This window comes from Candidatus Omnitrophota bacterium, from assembly GCA_040755155.1.
Classification (GTDB): Bacteria; Hinthialibacterota; Hinthialibacteria; order Hinthialibacterales; family Hinthialibacteraceae; genus JBFMBP01.
Genome location: JBFMBP010000134.1, coordinates 94475 through 116770, shown reverse-complemented (window position 1 = coordinate 116770; position 22296 = coordinate 94475). Strand labels below are relative to the sequence as shown.

The 22296-nt window shown below is 51.2% G+C and carries 20 protein-coding genes; 6 read left to right on the top strand and 14 right to left on the bottom strand.

From position 1 onward, the window contains the following. Positions 1-123 precede the first annotated feature (123 nt). The 6 genes from AB1656_20010 to AB1656_19985 form a co-directional block, all read right to left on the bottom strand. Complete coding sequence (locus AB1656_20010; GenBank protein ID MEW6237676.1) at positions 124-1017, bottom strand: AbiJ-NTD4 domain-containing protein; 894 nt, start codon at positions 1015-1017, stop codon at positions 124-126. 11 nt (positions 1018-1028) lie between these two features. Further along, a complete protein-coding gene (locus AB1656_20005) occupies positions 1029-1451 on the bottom strand; it encodes a PIN domain-containing protein (protein MEW6237675.1) in 423 nt (140 codons plus the stop codon). After that, on the bottom strand, positions 1451-1690 hold the full coding sequence (locus AB1656_20000) for an antitoxin family protein (protein ID MEW6237674.1): 240 nt from the start codon (positions 1688-1690) through the stop codon (positions 1451-1453). The genes AB1656_20005 and AB1656_20000 overlap by 1 nt, the downstream gene beginning before the upstream one ends. 123 nt (positions 1691-1813) lie before the next feature. After that, positions 1814-3235, bottom strand: coding sequence for a radical SAM protein (locus AB1656_19995; GenBank protein MEW6237673.1), 1422 nt, complete (start codon positions 3233-3235; stop codon positions 1814-1816). 17 nt (positions 3236-3252) lie between these two features. Then, positions 3253-4656, bottom strand: a complete 1404-nt coding sequence (locus AB1656_19990) for an FAD-dependent oxidoreductase (GenBank protein MEW6237672.1) — start codon at positions 4654-4656, stop codon at positions 3253-3255. Between the two features lie 12 nt (positions 4657-4668). Continuing rightward, on the bottom strand, positions 4669-5415 hold the full coding sequence (locus AB1656_19985) for a glycosyltransferase family 2 protein (GenBank protein MEW6237671.1): 747 nt from the start codon (positions 5413-5415) through the stop codon (positions 4669-4671). Between the two features lie 275 nt (positions 5416-5690). Between AB1656_19985 and AB1656_19980 the strand changes: the two genes are divergently transcribed. Continuing rightward, entirely contained in the window at positions 5691-6746 is a 1056-nt protein-coding gene (locus AB1656_19980; GenBank protein MEW6237670.1) for a hypothetical protein, read from the top strand. A gap of 280 nt (positions 6747-7026) precedes the next feature. After that, entirely contained in the window at positions 7027-7677 is a 651-nt protein-coding gene (locus tag AB1656_19975; protein MEW6237669.1) for a prepilin-type N-terminal cleavage/methylation domain-containing protein, read from the top strand. A 40-nt stretch (positions 7678-7717) separates the two neighbouring features. Here AB1656_19975 and AB1656_19970 read toward each other — a convergent pair whose 3' ends face one another. The 3 genes from AB1656_19970 to AB1656_19960 form a co-directional block, all read right to left on the bottom strand. Then, positions 7718-8035: an addiction module antidote protein gene (locus AB1656_19970; GenBank protein ID MEW6237668.1), complete on the bottom strand. Its 318-nt coding sequence runs from the start codon at positions 8033-8035 to the stop codon at positions 7718-7720. Then, complete coding sequence (locus AB1656_19965; GenBank protein ID MEW6237667.1) at positions 8013-8369, bottom strand: type II toxin-antitoxin system RelE/ParE family toxin; 357 nt, start codon at positions 8367-8369, stop codon at positions 8013-8015. The genes AB1656_19970 and AB1656_19965 overlap by 23 nt, the downstream gene beginning before the upstream one ends. A 115-nt stretch (positions 8370-8484) precedes the next feature. Next, on the bottom strand, positions 8485-9801 hold the full coding sequence (locus tag AB1656_19960; GenBank protein MEW6237666.1) for a methyltransferase domain-containing protein: 1317 nt from the start codon (positions 9799-9801) through the stop codon (positions 8485-8487). Positions 9802-10143: 342 nt separating this feature from the next. Here AB1656_19960 and AB1656_19955 point away from each other — a divergent pair, with 342 nt between their 5' ends. Both AB1656_19955 and AB1656_19950 read left to right on the top strand, forming a co-directional pair. Further along, positions 10144-11490, top strand: coding sequence for a Gfo/Idh/MocA family oxidoreductase (locus AB1656_19955; protein MEW6237665.1), 1347 nt, complete (start codon positions 10144-10146; stop codon positions 11488-11490). 26 nt (positions 11491-11516) lie between these two features. Next, on the top strand, positions 11517-12305 hold the full coding sequence (locus AB1656_19950; protein ID MEW6237664.1) for a HEAT repeat domain-containing protein: 789 nt from the start codon (positions 11517-11519) through the stop codon (positions 12303-12305). Between the two features lie 436 nt (positions 12306-12741). Here the strand turns inward: AB1656_19950 and AB1656_19945 are convergent, their stop codons facing one another. From AB1656_19945 to AB1656_19925, 5 genes are all read right to left on the bottom strand, one after another. Next, positions 12742-13278, bottom strand: a complete 537-nt coding sequence (locus AB1656_19945) for a VOC family protein (GenBank protein MEW6237663.1) — start codon at positions 13276-13278, stop codon at positions 12742-12744. A 299-nt stretch (positions 13279-13577) separates the two neighbouring features. Beyond that, complete coding sequence (gene galK, locus AB1656_19940) at positions 13578-14900, bottom strand: galactokinase (GenBank protein MEW6237662.1); 1323 nt, start codon at positions 14898-14900, stop codon at positions 13578-13580. A gap of 160 nt (positions 14901-15060) precedes the next feature. Continuing rightward, positions 15061-15804, bottom strand: coding sequence for a nucleotidyltransferase family protein (locus AB1656_19935; GenBank protein MEW6237661.1), 744 nt, complete (start codon positions 15802-15804; stop codon positions 15061-15063). Positions 15805-15912: 108 nt separating this feature from the next. Then, complete coding sequence (locus tag AB1656_19930; GenBank protein MEW6237660.1) at positions 15913-17025, bottom strand: hypothetical protein; 1113 nt, start codon at positions 17023-17025, stop codon at positions 15913-15915. A 70-nt stretch (positions 17026-17095) separates the two neighbouring features. Next, positions 17096-20095 (bottom strand): hypothetical protein, encoded by a 3000-nt coding sequence (locus tag AB1656_19925; protein MEW6237659.1) that lies wholly within the window; start codon positions 20093-20095, stop codon positions 17096-17098. 239 nt (positions 20096-20334) lie between these two features. Between AB1656_19925 and AB1656_19920 the strand changes: the two genes are divergently transcribed. Together AB1656_19920 and AB1656_19915 are read left to right on the top strand one after the other, a co-directional pair. After that, on the top strand, positions 20335-20637 hold the full coding sequence (locus AB1656_19920; protein ID MEW6237658.1) for a nucleotidyltransferase domain-containing protein: 303 nt from the start codon (positions 20335-20337) through the stop codon (positions 20635-20637). Positions 20638-20966: 329 nt separating this feature from the next. Continuing rightward, complete coding sequence (locus AB1656_19915; protein MEW6237657.1) at positions 20967-22124, top strand: glycosyltransferase family 4 protein; 1158 nt, start codon at positions 20967-20969, stop codon at positions 22122-22124. Positions 22125-22296 lie beyond the last annotated feature (172 nt).

Here is a 22296-nt window from a genome sequence, read left to right as displayed (position 1 = left end):
TTCGAACCCTGAAACGGCGGGGATATAATCCGATTGATACCTTGGTTTCTTCCTTGAGGGAATACATTCAAACGGGAAAGTTACCGCCATTTCCACCTGTCATCACTTCAACCGACTGACCTGTTACTTTTTTAGTAATAAATATATCATACACCACATACGATGAAATAAATAATCTATATGGGCTGAATCTTGAATTTCAATTTGGTTAATTTCAGAATGACGGATATGAAATTTATTTCCAATTTCAGTAAGTTTCTTCGCTTCATCATCCAAAAGACTTCTAAAATTATTTTCTGATGATGTTTTTTCAAGAAGACGATTAATTGATCCCTTCTTATTAGTGGGATCAACGATTGTTTTCAATCTTTCCCAAGAATCCCATAATTTATCAAGAGCCTCCTTACGAATTTTTATATCGGGATTGAGAAATTTTCTCCGAGCATCATTAAGTATGCTATCTAAGGTATTGTCTCCCGTATTGAAAATATCTGATGCAAGTTGCTCTCGAAGTACAGGTGGAACTAACCTTTCAATATTGCCATCCCATTTAAGCTCATAAGCCATTCCGTTGCGAGAGAATATCATATTAATTTGTTCGCGAAATTTGTCTTCCCCAGCATCCTTATCAAAAGATAGATGATAATGATTGTAATAATTATGCCAACTGCCCTCAATAGTTTCTGGTTTAGATACATACTTATAACAGAACTGGATTAAATCAAGCGCGATTAGCGTATCTGGAATTACTATATCGTTATTTGAAGATGAATTATTTACTCTATTCAATGGCCATTCAATATTTGGAATTTCCGCCTTGACAGTATCCTTCAATATTTGTCGTTCAGTACCGATTATTGCATTCCCGTCTGGGCATTCATTTGGAAAAGAGTTACCAAAGGCTCCTTTAGTAATCAACGTTTCTACAAGCGCAACGATGCCATCCCAAACTTGAGAAGAAATTATTTCTATCGTTCTGGATATTTGTCCATGTTCTTGATCGCTGAAGTATTCCATTATACTAAAACTCACAATTCCGGCAGAAGATGAAAATATAGATTACCGTCAATCCGAAACACAGAGAAATCTCTCCGGTCTAAAGTGAATATAGTGTCAATGCTTTCCCTTTCCGCCAAGTAAATCAGACATGCGTCCGCTAATTGAACTCCAAGGTCGCTATACCGCCGAATGAATTGTATAATCCACGGCATAGCCTCATCTTCAATCGATAGCAATTTCAAGAATCCCACGCCAAACTCTCCGAGCAGTCGTTGAACCGCTAGTGGATTTTCTTTTAAAAGCCACGCTGTTTCGGTAATGACTGGCCAACATGTCAATAGGGGCGCAGAAAGGCGGCGCATCTGTTCCATACAAATATCATGGAATTGGTCGCGCCGGGAAAAGACAGCCACGAGCGGCCCTGTGTCAACGAGCACCCGCTTAGATGTCATTAGCGTCCAAATCCTTCAAAATATTTTGGATTCACGCTCAAATCGGGAGGCGCATCCTCGATCATGCCGATAATGCCGTTTCGCATGGCAATGTCGTAACAATTCTCCGATTGGTTTTCTGACAATGTTTCTTGACTCTCTTCAATCGCAACGATCATCTGTTGATGCTCGCGAAACGTTACAGGCTCCAAAGGCCGGAATACTCCATTTTCATAGATTACTTTTACGTTTTTACTCATAAGTCAATTCTCCTATGGAAAAATTACGCAATTTATTGCGAATGAAAAATCTCTAGGAGATAGTATAGCATGAAATCGAAAGTAGATATTGAAGGATCAAACGGCGCGGTCTATCTCAAGGAACTACGAAATCAAATCCCGCAGTTGCTTCCATCCATATATGAAATAGTTCATCCAAACCTTGGGCGAAGGATTGTTCGCTAATGTCCGCAGGATATAGCGGGGGCGGAGGTAGAAGGCGCGCAGGGCTTCTTTGCGCAGGGGCATAAGTTGTTCTAGCGTCAGGTACTTGGTGGGGATGGCGGGGGCGTTGTAGGCGGCGCGGGGCAGTTCGCCATCTTTGAGCAAGTCTTCTTTTACGGCTTCGCGGTAAAATTCGGTTCCGTAAAAGGGGTAGGCGTAAAAGAATTCGATGAAGTCGGGATCGAGCTGGCGGGCGAAGCGGACGGAGCGCCGGAAGGTTTCCAGGTTTTCCCAGGGAAGGCCGATGAGGAAATAAACGCTGCATTTAAGACCGGCGCGGCGGCAGAGTTTGACGCAGGGTTCGATCTTTGCGAAATCGATCTGCTTGCGCATCTTTTCCAGCATATCGGGATCTCCGCTTTCGACGCCGAAGGAGACAAGCCAGCAGCCAGCGGCTTTCATGGCGCGCGCTAATTCCTCGCTGAGCGTATCGGCGCGGCTGTTGCAGGACCATTGAATCTTGAGACCCGCCTCCTGAATGGCCTGGCACAGCGACAGCGCCCAGCGCTTGTTGGCGGTGAAGAGATCGGAGCGGAACAGAAAATCGCGGATGCCGTGGCGTTCGACGCATTGCTTGAGCTCGCCTACGACGTTTTCGGGCGAACGGTTGCGTACGGCTTTTCCGGAAACTTCTCCCGCCAGGCAATAAACGCAGGGAAAGGGGCAGCCCCGGCTAGTGACTATTGTTGTCTGGAGTTCTCCAGTATCGGGACGGAAATAAGGCGTATTGTCGATGAGATGACGGGCGGGATAAGGAATGGCGTCGATCTCCTGGATGAAAGCGCGGTCGGGTGTTTTATGGATAGCATCGCCATTGCGGAAAGTAACGCCGTCCGTCTCCGCCCATTCTTTTCCCGCCGCCAGTTCGGCGATGGTCTCTTCGTACTCTCCGCGCATGACGAGATCGAGCTGGGGAAATTGCCGCAATGCGTCCTCGTCGAGGTATTTGAAATGCGCGCCCTTGGAAACTGTCGCAATGGCGGGATCGAATTGCTTGGCGCGGGCGGCGGCTTCGAGATCGTCCTTCAGCGTGGGCGTCGTGATGGATATGACGAGAGCGTCGGGATGGAATTCGTGCAAATCGCGGTCGAAATCGTCCCAAGTCAAATCAAGAGCAGGATAGTCGCACAGGAGGCATTCCATGCCCAACGGCTCCAGAACGCCCGCCATATACAACAAATCCATCGGCGGACGCAGCGCCACCGTATGCAAATCTTCCAATGGCGTTTGGCAACGCTCTTCCCGGATGTATTTTCCCGTGGGCGGGACGATGAGAAACACTTTTTTCCACGGTTGAGCCATGTCGCAATAACCTGCCTTCAATCCACGATGCGGTAGTCGTTGAATCGGGAAACGGAATCGTACCAATGGGAAAAATCGGATGCCTGCGCCATGATTTCCTCGGCGGCCAAGAGTCCCATTTGGATCGACTGATCGATGTTGTTGTGACGGAAAAGCCCCTGGCGTCCGGCGGTAAGAACATTGCCCATCGCGCGCAAATGAGCTAGGACGCGGCGCAACGGCTTCTCGTACCCCGCATGATAAACAGGATATCCCTCGCGCAGGTGCAGGGCGAGGGAATCAATGGGTTTGGATTGCACTAAACCGGAAGAGGCGAGAACGGCGTTAGCCTTATCCGCCAAATCGGCGTGATCGGAGTTCCAAGTTTGGTCGCCAGCCTCGCAGCAAAATTCAAGGCATAAACAATTCTTCGCCCGCCGGGAAGGTTCGGAATCGAAATTGCCGGGGACGCTGATGCGGGTAAAGGGAACGGCCATTTCCGGATAATAAAGCCAAGTGTCGGACAGGACGAGGTCGTTTTTATACAGCAAATAAAGCAATACCACGCCCCGGAAATGGAGTTCGTCCGACGCGCCTGCGATTTCAGCGGGAACGGAAGGCGTAAGCAGACGAATCATATCGGGAAGGGGAATCGTATTGATGAGAACATCGCAGGGCAGGCAATCCGAACCGCCCGAGCCTTTCAATTCGACGCTTTCGATGCGCCCCTCATGAACGCGGAGCGAGACGGCCTCGCGTTGGTAAAGAAACTTCCCTCCCGCCGCTTCGACCTCCTCGGCGAATTTGCGGGCGATTTCGCCGATGCCGCCGGGCGGATAGAGAAACTCGGCGACATAGGTTTCTTGTTTGGACAAAAAGCCGTCTATCAAGGAGCGCCAGATGTTGTCTCCCCGCAGCCGGACGCGGGCGGTTTCGGCGGCGATGCGGGAAGGATGAAGCCCCCAAACTTTGATGGCGAAGGGTTCGAAGATGCGGAGGTATAAACCATCGCCGTAATAGCCTTTGACGTATTCTTCGTAAGTCTCCGCCGGACGGGCTGGTTGGCGGAAAAGAACGGACAAGGCGGATAAGGCGAGAGCTGCCGCCGACCGCATTCCCAACGCCCGCAGCGTTGGCCAAGGGCTGATGGGATAGGGGATGTAGCATCCATTGAGAAACATGCGGCTGAAGCGTTTGACGCGGACAAGCCGCTTCAAGCAGAAGCCGCGCATAAATTCCTGGATTTCGGGAATTTCGGTATGGAAGCGATGGGGGCCGAGATCGAGAGATAGGCCATTCCAGGATAGGGTTTTGGCCATGCCGCCGGGGACGGCGTCCCGTTCGACGAGCGTTATATCGTATCGATCCGAGGATTTCAGGAGCTTCCACGCCGCCGCCAGACCGGTAACGCCCGCTCCTAAAATCACGATTTGGGGCTTCATGTTATACTTATGCTAACCTTTCATTTCCACAGGCGGAGCAGCTTTTTTACGGCTCCAAAAAAAGCGGACTTTGACGATCGTCCAGACGGCGACGATAAAATCGGGCCAGCCGATCTTTTTGCCTTCGGCGAAGGTGCGCGCTTTGAAAGTAACAGGGACTTCCTTGATCTCGCAACCGATTTTGAGGACCTTACTTGTAATTTCAGGGCAAAATTCGAAGCCGTGGCATTCCAAAGGGATTCGCTCGATGATGGAGCGGTGGAAGGCTTTGTAGGCCGTAGCCTCGTCCGTAATGCGACGCCAAAAGAGAAGGGATACGAGTTTGGCCAGCATCCAATTGGCGGCGCGATTGGCCAGGCGCATGTTCTTCACGACGCCGAGGAAGCGCGAACCATAACAGACGAGCGCTTCGCCGCGAGCGATCGGCTCGACGACGCGGACGATTTCGGCGGGATCGTATTCCATATCGGCGTCCTGGATTATGACGATATCCCCCGTGAAGTATCGCAAGCCGGTGCGGATAGCGGCGCCTTTGCCTTGATTAATTTTATGCGTCAGTACAATCGTATCCGGACGCTCTTTTTCCGCTTCCAGAATCGCTTCCGTGCGGTCGGTAGAACAATCGTTGACGAGAATAATCTCCTTATCCTCCCAAGGAACGGCGCGGACAAGCCGAAGTACTTCGGGAAGCAGCAATTCCTCATTGTAAATGGGGATGATGATGGATAATTTCGGCTTCGCCGCCAATGGTTCCCGCATCGATTCGATTTTCCTTTACCGCCGGTTCTTTCGATCCTCTATGGAATAAATATATAAAAAAATGGGCGAAAGCAACCCATTTTCGTTATCGGTTCTAAAAATCGGCTTTTATTGAATATTAAACACGAAGGGGGTATAGAGAGGAATTCCTTTGCGGTAAAGAAGCAGAATGAAAAAAAATAAAAATAAAATCGATTCTCTTCTTGATATCCCTATTCGCATTTTGTTTTTATGGATTGGTTTTTCGATTCTATACTTTTAGGGAGGATTAAAAAATGAGGCGTTGCGCAAGTCTAGCTTTGGTTTTGTTCATCATGGCCATCCCGGTTGTGGGGGATGATGCGGTTCGCGAATATACGGCGAACAAAGTGAAAGGAACTCCACCCGTCATCGATGGAAATTATACGGATGCGGGGTGGGCGGGATCGGAGTGGACCGGCGAATTTTTTGGATTGAGGAATGGAGCGGTAGGGGCAGCGTATCAGGGGCAGAAAGTCGACGTCAACTACCAATGGCGGGCGTTATGGGATGAGGATTATCTGTATATTCTCATGACGGCTGATTTTTATTATTTGACGCCCAACGGATGGACGTATGCGGGCGATATCGTTACGGCTTTAGCGGCGGACGATACGGGCTATGCGGGATGGGGAGTAGGAACCTGCGTCGACTTCGAGTTTTTCTTAGAACCGAATTGGAAGGACGGGGACGGGTATAACAGCAATCCGCCCGCTTATACGGAAGCGACGAATGGCGGGGGCGAACCTTCTTATCAACTTTGCTATTTCCCGCTCATTGAAGACCGGGAAGGAGATAAAGTATGGGAAGTCGGCAACTTTGGCGTACGCGATAAAGATGAAGGGCCGCCGTTTTTCTACACGGGCGTCCCCGCAGGATTAGGTGGAAACTGGATGCCCATCTTCGATGCGGCGTATGCGCAAAGCTTGGGCGCAAAACCGATGAAATTGGCTGCGCTGCCCCATGAAATCGCCGGGGCGAAAGAAGGACAAGTCGTCGCGACTCCTGTCCTGGAAATCGCTGTTCCCTTCAGCCAATTGAATCTGACCAGCCTTATGGGCGCCGGCGATATTACCGCCATCGCTCCGGCGGCGATCAACTGCGTCTTAGAAAAAGACGCCGACGGCCATTGGGTAAAGCCGGGTGACGAATGGCTTATCAATATCACCGGCTACACTGACGGCTATACGGCGGGGCACGGTGCGAGTTTGGTTACGTGGAATAACGTCGTGGGCGGCGGTTTTAGAACCTATCCCCGGGGAATCTTGCGCTTCGCCGCTGGAACTAGCGTTGAGAACTGGATGCTGAATTGAAGCCATGATCTAAGATGTTCTCTTAATACTAGAAATCCAACCGATCGACGGGGGACAGTAAATTCGTCCCCCGTTTTTTTTATTTATCATTCGACGATAATTAACGAATCCATCAATCCTATGAGGATTTAACTCGCATTGACAACACCCTAGTTCTTCCAGGAAAATCATGATTTCTTGGTGTGAATGGTTATACTATATTTGTTATTAACCTGCTTTCATGACGATCTAAGATATATAATGATAAGGGAAAAATTCTTTTTTTTGAAAGGCGTTAAAGATGAAGAGAACGTGCGGATTTACTTTGATCGAATTGCTCATCGTTGTGGCGATTATCGGTATTCTGGCCGCGATCGCCGTTCCCAATTTCTTGAACGCCCAAATACGGGCGAAACTGGCTCGCTCCTACTCCGACGTCAAGATGCTCTATAACCAAAATATGGTGAGAAAACTGGATGTCAACTTGTGGATGGTTGATGGAAACGACGAAGGCGCTCAAGGAACCGGCAGAGCGCAAGACTGCGTCTTGACGCCGTGGGGACCTTCCCGCTGGGGCAAGTTATGCAGTCAAATTGGATTGTCTTGCTACGATCCCAACAACGACGGGCGCATCTACGCCCAATTAACGACGCCGGTATCCTATATCACCTCGATTCCAACCGATCCCTTCGCCAAGGGGATTTTTTACACCTTTGGCACCAGCCATTGCCCGAACGGCAGTTTGGGGGCGTATTGGTGCGTCATCGCCGCTGGGACGGACGGGGATTATAGCGATGTAGCATGGTTGATCTCTCAAGGAGGATCGATCCCCTATATCTCGTCCAACGGTCTCGTCTCCAACGGGGACATTTGGGTGTCCTATAAACTGACAGGGCAATCGGACCGCGATTACAACGTCTCGTTCGGAAAATACGAGAATACGTTTTTCTAAAACGGCGCATTCAATGCCAAATGTTTGGCTCCAATGATTATTACACGCCTGTCGCTTCCAGTTTTCGCGGGGCAAGACGATAGCCTAAAGCGCGCATGATGGAATTGATATTATCAAGGCGGGGATTGCCTTTTTCAGACAGCGCTTTTTGCAAGCCCTGCCTGCTCATTCCAATTTCGTCAGATAGGGTGGAGATGCCTTTAACTCGGGCAATAACGCGCAAGGAAGCCAATAAAGCGGCTGAATTCTCATCTAAGGCGTACTCGTCGAATATCTCCGACAAGTATGGCTCAATCTCTTCCGGATGATCCAGAAAGTATTGCGTTTCGATTTCGTCAAGCGTTGGGTATTGCTTCATGTCTTTTGTTCTCCAGGTAATCGTTCCAATACTCGGCGGCGCGGATTATATCTTTTTTCTGCGTTTTCTTGCCGCCGCCGACGAGAAGAACTACGACTGTACTCCCATCTTCTGCAAAATATATGCGATATCCCGGCCCAATATCAAAGCGGAGTTCCAATAAACCTTCGCATCCCGCCAGCCCTTTGCAATCTCCATAATTCCCTTGCTCTACGCGATGCAACCGGCAAAATATGCGCCGTCTGGATTTAGTATCTTTAATGCTATACAGCCAATCTTTAACAGGAACTTTTCCGTTTTCTTCTTTGTAAAAAATTACTCTTTTAGGTTGCATGACTCCAGGCACTTTTGCATTCACCCCTATCATTATAACAATTGCCACAACAATTGCCAACTATAGTTGGCAATTATTTCGAAAGCAAGTCTTTTTATACCTCGTGCTTCGCTTTCTAAAGCGGTTTTTCGAGGATAAGACAACCGATACTGGAGGGAGTAAGGTTTTCGTTGGATTTGTTGCGGTAAAACGTCGCAGATAGGAGCGGCTGCAAAGGCCGCAGGAACGCGGCGCGCCAGGAACTGCGGAAAGGATCGAGCCATCGGCGGATGGGGAATACGCCATCGTCATAATATGCAATTTCCACAACGCGCCAGGGAGCGGCGGCGGCAAGACGGTTCATCATTTCGGCGGGGGAATAGTTGCGGCAGAAGACCTCTTCCCAATCCGTCTTGGTTGGCGACGCGCCCTGCGCCTGGTAGCCGATTTCGTATGGTACTTCCATCCATTGTTCGCTGAAGGCGGCGGATGTTTCCACCGTGACAATGGCGCGTCCTCCAGGACGGAGAACGCGGAATATCTCGCGCATACATTCGGCGTCGCCGTCGGCGGGGATATGCTCGATGACGCAGAGAGCGGAAACGCCGTCGAAGACGTTGTCGGCGAAGGGAAGGCGGCGAGCGTCTCCCATTGCGAATTCGGCGGAGTAAGAAAAGGCTCGCCTGTTCATGAAATTACGGCTATGGCGCAGAAGAGAGAAACCGTAAAAAGAGCCGTCCATGATCGTAACATCGCAGCCTTGAGATGCCCAATAGAGGGGGAGAAGATTTTTGCCCGTTCCAATGTCGAGAAGTCGGCGGGGAGCGCCGAAAGCGAGGGTGTTGGAGGCGAGAATTGCCTCTCGAGTTTTATGATAGGCGTAACTTTCCCGCCAAAACAATGGATCGAAGCGCATGAGGAAACGGATAAAGCGGCTTAATTGAAAAGGCTGTCCTTCCTTCTTATTCATCTCATCCCAAAACCAAAGCCCCAGCCAATTCAACCAAGTCAGAATCCATTTATACAAGAGAATCAATGGGTGCAAAAGAAATCCCCAAAGCGGACGGATGTTTTTTTGTAGAATAATACGCCTCCGGACGCGAGAGATTATCCGGGAAAGCGTTGGCGAGAAACCTTCCATGTCCTTTTGGCGTTGCAGCCAAAGGAGCGCTGTTTCGGAATCGCGGCGGGCTTGCGCCATTTCCGCCATTAGGGCGCAAATTCCGGCGTCGGGAAGAGCCAATGCGGAGAAGCGTTGGAATGCGCCGATAGCGCGGCTATAACGTCCGGTTTTGTAATAATAAAATCCTAAATGGGCGAGAAGATCGGCGGATTGCGGGAAGCGTTCGACCGCCTGCTCCAGGAGGCAACCAGCGGCAGACGCATCCAACGCGGCTAATCGGGAGGCTTCCTGGATATAATCGGCGGGAGAAGCGAAGTTAGGGTTCTTCATGAAAAAAGAGGATTCTCCTTCGCGTAAAGTCCTATTTCGAAAAAGCATAAAGGACTATTAGCGTTATTCCATTCGCCAGCCTAGGGGAAAGGCGCGATTCTCAAGACTAGGGCGAGTTGCCATACGCTTCTGCTGCCAATAATAAATTATTCATGATTAAATCGCATGAATAAATATTGTCATTCATGGCGTTTGATGGCTATTCATGGTTGACGAAGAGCAATCGTTTATGAGAGAATCATCTAAATCTCAATGAAATGGGAGAACTTTTTCATTTCTACGGGAGATATTTCGGTTTTACGTATATGCGCCCGAAAGCCATTATTTTATGGAGGCAGCACAATGATCGAATCGAAGAAAACTATGAAGCATTCGCCCTCAACGAAACCGAACCGGCGCCAGTTTTTTAAAACCACCGCGCAAGCCGGGGCGATCTTGATGGCGCCCACCGTCATTCCCGCGTCCGTCCTGGGCAAGGATGGCGCAGTCCCGCCTAGCGAGCGCATTGTGTTGGGCGGCATCGGCATCGGCGGCCGGGGAGAATTCGACTTGCGCATGTTGATGCAAGAAAAGGACGTTCAATGCGTTGCGCTTTGCGATCCGCAAAAAGCGCGGCGCGAAAAAATCAAACAGATCGTCGACAGCCGCTACGACAACAGCGATTGCGCTTCCTACAGCGACATTCGCGTATTTCTGGCCGAACGGACGGATATCGACGCCGTTTTGATTACGACGGGCGACCGCTGGCACGCATTGGCCTCCGTCATGGCGATGCGGGCAGGCAAAGACGTCTACTCGGAAAAGCCGTCGAGCATGACGATCGCGGAAGGCCAGGCGGTGGTGGAAACCGCCAAACGTTACGGGCGCGTCTATCAAACGGGCACCCAACGGCTCAGCGAAGACCAATTCACTTTCATTAACGAATTGCTGCGCCTGGGACGGCTAGGCAAGATTCACACCGTACGCGCGCACATCGCCCCTTGGGACGCGGCGGAAATGAGTTTCGATTGGCGGGAAGGCGTCCCCCAACCTCCAAAGGAAGAGGTGGACTGGGACGCATGGCTGGGACCTTGCCCCTGGCGGCCTTACCACCCAAATTATTGCAGCGGCGGCTGGCGCGGCTACTACGATTTCCATACCAGCTGCATCGGCGAATGGGGCGCGCATACCTTCGCTCAATGCCAAGTGGCTATGGGCGCGGCGAACACCTCCGCCATCGAATACAGTTATGTAGACAACCCCACCGGCGACGGCATGGTGACGAAATTCGCCAACGGCATCGAGATGATCCTGCATCGCGATATGGATAACAAATATTTCCACGGCTCCTGCGCCGTGCGCTACGAAGGCGACGAAGGCTGGGCGACGACGGGAGACGGCTACAAACAACCGGATGTCTCATCGCCCGCCTTGCTGGCCGATTTCGATAAAATCGTCAAGGATTATATGGAACGGACGATGCGCCCGATGAACCATTGGCGTAATTTGCTGGATTGCATTAAATCGCGCCGCCAGACCGTCGCGAATCCGGAAGTGATGCATCGATCTATGACAACAGTCCACGCCGCCAATATCTGCATGTGGCTGAAGCGAACCATGAAATACGATCCGGTCAAGGAAGAATTCATAAACGACGACGAAGCCAACCGGCTGCGTTCGCGCGCCATGCGGGAACCGTGGATATTTTAAAGCCAACAAATGAAGGAGAATCGATTATGTTGAATATAGCCAATACCGTCATCACCGCCGCCGTGGAGAAGAAAAATCTGCTGGCCGCCGCTTCGGGATCGCGAAAATCCGTCGCTAACGCTTGCCGGGAACTGGCCCGCGTCGCGACGAAAGAGGATGTTGCGCCGCTGGCCGCCATGCTTGGCGACGCAGATCAATCGCATATGGCGCGCTATGCCATGGAAACGATACCCGATCCGTCCGTCGACGACGCTTTCCGCGATGCGCTGGGCAAACTAAAAGGTTTGCCGCTAGTGGGCGTCATCGGCAGCATCGGCGTGCGCCGCGATACGAAAGCCATCGCCGCTCTGACTCAATTGCTGGCGAACGACGATGCCGTCGTCGCCCAAGCCGCCGCCCGCGCTTTAGGCAAAATCGGAACCGTCGATAGCGGCGAGGCGATTATCGCCGCCTTGGACAAAACGCCCAAGGCCAATCAACTCGCGTTTTGCGAAGGCTTGTTCCGCTGCGCGGAAGCGCTCACGGCGCAAGGCCTGTGCAAAGAAGCTCTGGCCATCTACGACCGCCTGCGCGCCGTCAAAGAGCCGCACCAAGTGCGCGCCGGAGCGCTGCGCGGCGCTGTGTTATTGCGCCGGGAAGAGAGCTTGCCCCTGCTATTGGAAGCCATCCGCGGCGACGATTACATCCTCACCGCCGCCGCCGCCCGCGCCGCGCAGGAACTGCAAATCGCCAGCGTAATCAAAGCTATTGCTGGCGAATTGGGCAGCTTGTCCGCCGATAAGCAAACGCTGCTGAAACAGGCTTTGGGACTGTAAGTTTTATTAGAACCTCTTCGTACAAAACGCCGCCGCGCTTGGATAGACTATCTGGACGCGGCGGTTTTGTTCTTCAATACTTTACTGTTTTTAGAGCGTTTCAGGATTGAGTAGACGCGATTTTCTGGTTGTATGTCAGAATTTGGATGGCCAGAATTTTCAGGATTTTCAGGATAAAAGAATCCTGTTCATCCTTTCATCCAGGATATCCAGATTCAGACAATGATAGCGCGTTAATATGGCGTTAGAATGTGATTGGCTTTGAAATGCTCTACCTATCTATGTAATCCAGCAAACGCTCTAAGTTTGAGATGTTTTAAAAATAGGACGTGTAACGCTTACCTTTAAACCCGCCCTGCTTTATTTATATTCGTTTATCTAAAAACGAGGGGGGACGCGGTGGGTCCCCCCTTAATCGTTTTTTATCCGCTATCGCTTATTTCATCGGCCCGATCAATTCGACGAAGGTTCCATCGGGGTCTTTCACTAGGACGAAATGATTGTCGCCGAGGGGAATGGGGGTTTCACCGGCGAATTTTACGTTATGTTTTTTAATGCTTTCCACGAAAGGCGTGAGATTCTTCACCCGAATGGTGAGGTACTGAACGCCGGTGTGGGTGGAGATGTAATCGTTTTCCTGCTTTTTAGCCTTCTCGCCGAAGGTCATCAGTTTCAGCTGCGTCGATTCGGAACCCGCTCCCAATTTCAGCACTTCGACGTGAATGGGGAGCGAATCCGTCAGTCCCGACTTTTTGCCGAAATCGGCGTTTACGTCAAAAGAAGGCCGGTCGGCTTCTTGCATGAAGCCCAATATTTCCTTATAGAATGTCAATGAGGCGGGCAGATCGGAGACGATCATGCCGATTTGGATTGTGTTGGAGTCGAATTCCATCTTGGCGGCTTGCTTTTCCGCCACGAATCCGGCCAAGGCGGCGAGGCTGACGAGGCAGAGGATGAGAACGGTCTTTTTCATTTTAATTTCTCCTTTATCAAAAAAAATCATAATAAATCGAACAACCAATGTACTCCAATCTTCGCTCCTTTGTCCAGACGGGAGTAAATTGGTTTAGCGGAGAAGTATTTATCCAAATAAATTCAACTAAATCGAGGCTCTTGCAAAATTTATAAAATCCGCTTTTAAATTCTCCCCCCAAACTTGGGGGGAGTTAGAGGGGGGTTGATTTTCTTAGACTTATCTCAACCCCCTCCTGACCTTCCCCAAGCTTGGGGGAGGAATAATAGAGTTTTGCAAGAGGCTCAATCGAATGGTTGTTAACAAATAGAAGATTCATTGACAACCTGCGCTCCATCGGCGGGATCGGTATTCAGGACGGTTTCTTCTATGGGCGGCTTGGGCTGCGTCATGGCGTAACAGGATTCATACATGGCTTGCCGGAAGCGCTCGGCTTCGTCGCTGTAGACCAGGTTCACGGTGCATCCGCCGAAGCCTGCTCCCGTCAGACGGGAACCCAAGGCGCCCTGTTCCCGCGCCGCTTCCGTGAGCCTATCCAATTCCGGGCGGGAGATTTCAAAATCGTTGCGGGCGCTGTCATGCCCCTCGTTCATCAAGCGTCCGAATCCCCGAACGTTTCTCTCTTGCAGCAACCGCTTTCCCAATTCCACCCGTTGCGCGTCCCGAATGACATGACGGAAACGCTTGCCGCAAGCGAAACTCAAGTTCTCTCCGTCATCATCAAAGGAATAATCCAGCAAAAGCGAGCGAATCGCCTCCTCATCGCCCAAAGCGGAGCATAATTCGGAGTAGCCGTAGCTATCCTTTAGCGCTTCTTCCGCCAAGCGCGCCAATTCGGGATAGCCAAGATTCCAAGGCGGCAGCAACAAGTCGCCGAGCCGTTGAAAATCGGCGGGATCGCCTTTTCGATGCAAAAACCGGCGCAGCAACAGAACCGCAAAGCGGCATTCCAAGGCGCGGAGATTATACGCCTTCAACGCCGTTTCGCTTTTTTTGGCGCGGATGAGGCTGTCGCAGATCACTACCGTAACGCCGTCGGGCAAGGAAACGGGAGCGGCGCGCAACGGGAAAAAATCGATCTTCAATAGATGCCCCGCCCGGCTTAACAAACAGGCCGCTTGATCCATCCCGCCTCCGCGAGTTCCCGTATAATGCTCCGCTTCGGCCATCTGCTCCGCCAGGGCGATCGGCGGCCTATCGATCCGATTGGCTTTTAGAAGCGCCAGCGCCGAGGCGACTACCAGCGCCGAGGAGGAAGACAATCCCACGCCTTGGGGAATGGTTCCGCTCACCATCAAGTCGCAGCCGCGAATTTCCTGCGTTTCCGACTGAGTAAGCGAATCGAGAACGCCCTGCATTCCCGCCTTGACGTAATTGATCCAATGCCCTTGCGGATGCTTGGGGATGGGGCTGCGAAGCGCGAATTCTACGCTCTCTTGCGGTATATCTTCCCGCGAGGCGGCGACCATAGCGTCCATACGGGGTGCGCCATAAACGCGGATGCGGCGATCGATAGCCATCGGTAAAACGGGCAAACCATTGTAGTCGGTATGTTCTCCGAGAAGATTGACGCGACCGGGAGCGTAAACAGTGAAGCGATTCGTGTTGGAAGAAATTGTCATATTATTTAAATCTCATGCAAAATTCTTTTATTCCTCCCCCAAGCATGGGGGAGGTTAGGAGGGGGTTGTTTTAAGTCTAACAAAATCAACCCCCCTCTAACTCCCCCCAAACTTGGGGGGAGAATGAAAAAAAACGGAATTAATCATTTTTGCTAGAAGCTCATTTTTCAAGAAAATGAGGATTTTGCCGGAACATGTTTTCCATCCATTCAAGGTCTTCCGGCGCGCCGATCTCGCAGCGATAGCCGCTCAATTTCAAAGCGCGCATCTCTTTTCTCGCCGCAATGGATTGGGCGACTGCTTCCGTCAATTCATATTCGCCCCGCGTTGAGAGCGAAAGATTATCGATACAAGAAAAAATGCACGGATCGAAGATGAATAGCCCCGCCTGGTTCCAGTTCGAGGCGGAGGTTCCGTAGGGCGGCTTTTCCACAATCTGCGTGATTCTCATCGACGGTTCCTCGAAATAAACCGCCGCTCCCAGATGGGGATCGTCAACCTGATTGACGGCGAGCAGGCCATCGGGACGGTTCTTGCGAAATTCTTCGATCATGCGGGGATAATTGGGAAACGAGGCGAGGATATCGCCGAAGGTCAACAGGAACGGCTCTACTCCAACAGCGTTGCGAGCGAGCCGCAACGCCCCAGCGGTGCCATTCTGGATTTCCTGGCGAACGTATTGAATATCGACGCCGAAAGCCGCGCCGTTTCCAAAGTATTCTTCTATTGTTTGCGCAAGATACCCGGTAACGATAACGAACTCATGGACGTCCGCCTTGCGAATGGCGGAGACGATCCATTCCAGAAGTCTCTTGCCGCCGACGGGCGTTAACGGTTTGGGCAAAGTATCCGTAATGCGCCGCATACGGGTTCCTTTTCCAGCGGCGAGAATAACAGCCTTCATCTTCTATGTTTTCCTTGATGGGAGGTAATGAAATTGGAAATGGCAATATGGAAAAGGGGCGCAAAACGGTGCGCCCCCATTCTTGAGCCGATCGGATTCTCTTAAAAACTAAAATTCGTAAACCAAACCGAAGACGTGCATAAAATCGCCGTCGCCGCCGGTATCGGTATAGAGGAAGCCGTAATCGAGCGAAATGGCTTCGTACATATAGCCCAAACCGCCGGAGAAGCCGCTTACGGAGGGACTCGCGCCGAAACCGCTATTCTCCGTATAATCGAAATCTTCGAAGAGGTATCCGGCGCGCAGATAGAGATTTTCAATAACTTCATATTCGGCGCCCAAATGGAGGCCCCATAAATCGTCTTCCGTACCGCCGCCAGTGAATTCCCGGTTTTCATACTTGACGTCGAAAGCGATTAAAAGCGGGAGATCGATCAACGGATTCCAGGCGGCGCCAGCGCGAACGGCCCAGGAATCCGCATCGCCGGAAGAACCGCCATTAACGTCCCAATCGCCCAGCCCAAGGTATCCGTCCAAACCCAGCATCAGGGTTTCGTTGACGCTGTACTGAACGCCGAACTGATTGCGGTGACCGGAGAATTCTTCCTCCACGCCGGGCAAAGAACCAAAGTTGGTCAAGTCTGTTATGTTCGTATCCATATTCCAATCGATATAGCTGTAACGGTATCCAAAGGAAAGTTCGTCCATATAGCGATAAGCGGCGGAAAGGGATATGTCATGCCGGCTTACCTCGCTGGACATGCCCATATCGAAAGTTCCCCTATCGAAAGAACCGATATCTCTATCGTCATCGCGATAGTTGTAATTCAAGCCCAAGGCGCCCCACTCAAAGGGATAAGCGCCTCCGGCGCCGATGCTCCAAATATTGGAGTCGCTTGTGGAAGAGTCGAATCCTCTCGCGTTGGGAGACGGCAGCGAAGTCGATCCCGAAATTTCATCCAGATCGCCTTTCAATATCGCCAGGCGATTTTCCAGAAAGCCTAAACTGGCGGGATTTCCGAGAAGGCCGAGTTCCCCTCCCCGCAGGGCGCTGTATGCGCCGCCCATGCCGGCGGAGCGGGCGGACATCCCCAAGTTATAGAACAAATATCGATGGTAATGCGCGTTGAAATCGTTGCCCTGCGCCTGAACAGCCATAGGCGTCAACCAGAGAACGGACAATGCGCCAAGAATGAATATCGGCATCCATTTGCGATTCATATTCGTAAACTCCCGCATCGATCTTATAGAGTACATACCAATGGGCCTCTTTTCTTTCTATAATATGCTCTCAGTTACCGATCGTTCCCGCTTCCAGATCGAAGAAACCTTTCGTTCCCAGCCAATTGTCGAAATCGCCGGTCTTGCCGATGACTTCTCCCGTCTGCGGCGCAAAAATAACGCCGAATTCATTGAGGATGAATATCGTATCCGAGACAACGGCGAAGTCGACGACGTGCGGTTCTTTATCGACGCGAATTCCTATCGTGGGTTCGCCAAACGTCTTTGTCGCCAAGTCATATTTCATGACTCGGCCAAGGTAGTTCATCACGCGATAACCGGCAACCGATCCGGACTCAACGATCAGATCCAAAGCGACAACCGATCCAAAGCTGGCGGGGACTCTATCCATCGCGGGAACGCCGCCGAAAGATAGGAGCTGTCCGTCGCTGGCGAGAACGTAATAACCCGCATCCACTCCCGCGTTTTCCACCACTTCGAGATCGACGGCGATGGGCGCAGGTTGTTTGACGGTTATACGTCCGAGATTCAATGTTTGTACGAAGACCTGGCTGCCGAAATAAGCCGCATTGCCAAAGGCGTGGATGCGGCCATAGCGGTCAAGCGCAAGATATCCGGACAGATCGCCGCTGGTAGGTTCGAGATCGAGATAATCGCCGAACTGCGCCAGCGGCGCCCCGCCATTGTCCGTCAATTTCAGATTTTCGCCGTTAAGATAGGCTTTTCCTTTTTTCGTTAGGATCAGCGGTTGATTGCCGATGATTTCGAGATCGATCGGATCCACGATTATGCTTGGCGTATCCTGCAATTTACCGGTTTCGTAACCCCTATCGATGAACAAGCCTAACTGAGACAACATGACCAAACCGCGATCCGCCTCTACTACGCGCAACGGCGTGGGAGTAGCTGCGGGCTGCGTCGGCGTTACTGTTGGCGTCGGCGAAGGTGGAACTGGAATCTCAGTGGGCGTCGCTGTTGGCGTGAAGGTTGGCGCCACTGGCGTATTGGTTGGCGCTATTGTCGGCGTCGCCGTAGGCGTATTCGTCGGCAATGGAACCGGCGTATTCGTCGGTGGTGGAACTGGAGTATTCGTAGGCGCCATCGTTGGAGTGCTCGTCGGCGGCGGAACCGGAGTGTTCGTAGGCGCAACCGTCGGCGTGTTGGTCGGCGGCGGAACCGGCGTCGGCGTATTGGTTGGCGGCGGAACCGGTGTGTTAGTCGGAGCCGGAAGCGGCGTATTCGTCGCCGTCGGAACCGGCGTCGGCGTGTTGGTCGGCGGCGGAACCGGCGTATTGGTTGGAGGTACTGGAGTTGGTGTGCTTGTGGGCGCTATAGGCGTAGCCGTGGGCGATTCCGGCGTCGGCGTCGATGTGGGCAATGGCGTATTTGTCGCCGTCGCTGTCGGCGTATTCGTCGGCGTCGCTGTTGGAGTTTGGGTTGGAATCACGGGCGTTGCCGTGGGAGATTCAGGAGTTGGCGTACTGGTCGGAATTACGGGCGTAGCCGTGGGCGATTCCGGCGTTGCCGTCGCCGTCGCTGTCGGCGTATTGGTCGGCGCAGCTGTCGGAGTAAACGTAGCCGTGGGCGTATTGGTTGGAATCACGGGCGTGGCCGTGGGAGATTCAGGCGTTGGAGTGGATGTGGGCGTATTCGTTGGCGGCGGCGTTGCCGTCGGCGATTCGGGCGTGGCTGTCGGCGCCGGGGTATTGGTCGATGTAGCCGTGGGCGTGTTCGTCGCCGTAGCTGTAGCTGTCGGAGTGTTCGTCGGCGTAGACGTTGGAACGACGACTGGCGTAGCCGTCGGCATTTCGGGCGTGGGCGTCGGGATTTCCGGAGTCGGCGTCAGCTCGGCGGCGGGTATTACAGTAATAATGCCGCCGCTGACGGCGGCGCTGCTTAAACCGCCGGTATTGGTAGGAATCGCAAATGTGGTCGTAGATCCGGCTGCTCCTACGATTTTGCCTTTAACGGTAAATAGCAGGCCATCGCCATTAATGATTTGACCTTGAGTGAATCCATCCGAATAAACAGCGATAATAACAAAATAACCGAGATTGTCTTTTTTTAGATGAGTTACCTTTATCGATGGCCAGGAGGCGGCGACGCCCTGGGCGAAATCCAACGTTGGTTGATATTCCACTACGGCAGGATCGTAACTGACGGAAAAAGTGAATGAGGTACCGTTAACGGCGCCTATTACATTGAAATCCAATTCAAATGAACCATTTTCAGGCGCTTCGATAGAATCGATCACGATTTGCTGAGCCGTTTCAGGCATTACAGAAAAGGGGCGAACGGTCTTTGCGCTGCGGCGGAAAGATTTTCCGGGATTAAAAATATCGTAGACGATCAAATCGTACAGAACGATAACGTCTTCGCCATCTAATATCTGGTCAACGAAAAGATCGGCTACAGAGAAGTCGTCCGCATTGATTGTTTCCCCAAAAATCGCTTTGACGATCAGATCGTAGAGAATAATCAAATCTTCGCCGTCTCGATATCCGTTTTTATCCAAATCTCCCGGTTTCGTTACTCCCGGACCGGCGGTAATTTCTACGGCGTCCGGTTGGGCGTAGGAGATGGCGGAAGCCAGACCGAGAGGCTGATTGAAGCCATCGGCGAAGAATTTGGCGTTGACGATTGCGGCTTTCAGCAAGCCGGCCGCCTCCGCCTTGACGCTGAGCGTGGCGACAACGGCGCCATCGGCGCTATTGAAAGCCGAGTCTTTCCCAATCAAGGAAGATTGGATGGTTACAAGATTATTTTCGAATTGGACATCCGTAACGGGGGCGCCAGCGGCGCTGGCGTTCGTCCAGTCTGCTTCATTGGAAACGGCGGGAGAGGAGATGGCAGCGCCTTCGAACTGAATCTGAAGAAAATAGGCGCGAATCGGAGAAGTAGTTTTGAGCGTCGCTTCATAAACTATGGTATCGCCCTTTTGAGCGGCGGCGGTTTGCGCCTTCAGGATAATTTCATCGCCAAACGATGCGCTTACGCCCAATAGGAGTATGGTGAATAAGGCGCATGATTTGAATATCGATTTCAACATCGGTGCCTCCGTTTCTATGAGGGGGGTAATGAAATTGAGATGCCCTAACCCTATTTTCATAAAAATAGTCAATTTACAATAACAAGACTTTCCTTTTTTTTCAACCTCGAATTCTTATTTTCCCGAAAAAATAAAGGCGTCCGCTTCTTTTCGCAGATAGGAAAAAAAGGGATTTTCGTTATAATCTTATTGGAAATCGCAACTCGTATTGGGCCAAGAAAACGGCGAGAGACGTCATTATGGAACCGCGGATCCCTATAGACATGGGGAAAATTAAAGCCTTTTGCGAAAAATGGAGGGTGACGGAGCTATCATTATTCGGGTCGGTTCTGCGCAGTGATTTCGGTCCCGAGAGCGATGTAGACGTGTTGGTGAAAATTAATAAGAATGCGCCCTGGGATACGATCGATTTTGTCTATATGATCGACGATTTAGAAAAAATTTTCGGAAGAAAAGTCGATTTGCTGGAAGCGGAAGGGATACGCAATCCTTTTCGCCGATATGAAATCGCCAAAACCCGGAAAATTATTTATGCCGCCTAAAAAAGAGATTATTAACTCATGTTACGCATAAAGGAAAATAGGTCAGGGTAATTTTCGTATCGAATTGAATCACGAAAACACGAATTGAAAAAGAAAGCACGAAAAAAAGAAAAGAATAACAATCAACGCTAGGAATCGCGTTACGCGAAAGATTTTTCCATGAAATCCAAAAGAATCTGCGAAATCCGCGATTCGAATATTTCGCGCATTTCGTGGAATTTCGTGTTTTCGTGATTCAAAAACGTAACAAAAATTAAACCCATATTTATCCTCCGTTCGAGTAGATATTATGCTCCTTTCTCCGATGGAAAGTTCAACTTGATACGCTTATGCGAATACTTTTATTGCAACGTTTCGATCTTGCTTCTGTATCCTGCGCGAGGCGGGTATTGTGCCAGGCGGAAGAACTCGCGCAGCGGGGCCATGAAGTGATTTTGACCGACTTCGTTCATCGCCAGCGCCAGCAGGAGGTTCCTTCCGTCGCTAATCTTTCTTCGTTGGGCGCCCGGATTCTGCCGATGAACCGCAGCGTCTTCGCAGCTGGAAGCAATTTGAAAGTTCTGCTCTCCTTACAGCCCCAACCGGATTTAATTCATCTTTGGAAAGCTTATCCCGATGCATCGCTGCCAGCGATTTATCTTTCCCGGCGTTGGAATATCCCCCTCCATTACGATTGGGACGATTGGGAAAAAGGAATCGCGAGGGAGCTTGCCGGTTCCTATTGGGCGGGGTGGACGGCGGGAAAGTGGGACCGTTTGCTGCCGCGCCTTAGCTATACGGTATCCGTGGCCAGCGATTTTCTGCGGGATAAAGCGTTGCAGTGGGGAACGCCGCCGGATCGGCTTTGGGACGCTCCCGTCGGCGCCGATCTAGAGCGGTTTCATCCCCGCGAAAAAGACCCTGAATTGCTCGAAAAACTGGGGATAGAGGGTCCAGTCCTCGCCTACAGCGGGCAATTGGAAGTGGCCAGTTATGCTGAGCAAGCCGTCGATATTTTCGCACTTGTCGTTAAGGAAATTCCAACGGCGAAATTGTTGATTCTTGGCGGGGGAAGAAAACTGGAATCCATCAAAAAACGGGCTATGGATAAGCAGGTCTTTTATCGCGTTCTTTTCACCGATTACGTTCCCGGCGGGGATGTGCCGCGTTATCTATCGCTGGCGGACGTCGCATTAGCCCCCTTCGAATTGAACGACGTTACGCGAGCCAAATCGCCCTTGAAGATCGCCGAATATTTGGCCATGGGATTGCCGGTTGTAGCATCCGACGTAGGGGAGACGCGCAAAATGACGTTAGGCGCTGGTTCGTGCGCTGCCTGCGGCGACATCAAAACTATGACGGAAAAGACGCTTTGGATTCTAAAAAATCCCAACGTCAGACAAAGCATGAGCGCGGCGGGAAGAAAAACTGCCGAGCGCAAATACAATTGGAAAGTCCATGTAGACTCATTGGAAGCGGCTTATCGATGCGCGTTGGGAAAATTATAAATTCTATCGATTCTATTCATTTAACTGCGCAGGAATCTGCGCACCTGCGCAGGATTCTGCCGAGCATAATCCCACACACCTACCCTAATCTTACCAATTATTGTAATGATACGATGCTTTTTTTGTGAAGAATTAAAACAATTTCCCGTTTATTACTTACTTGAATCAGTAA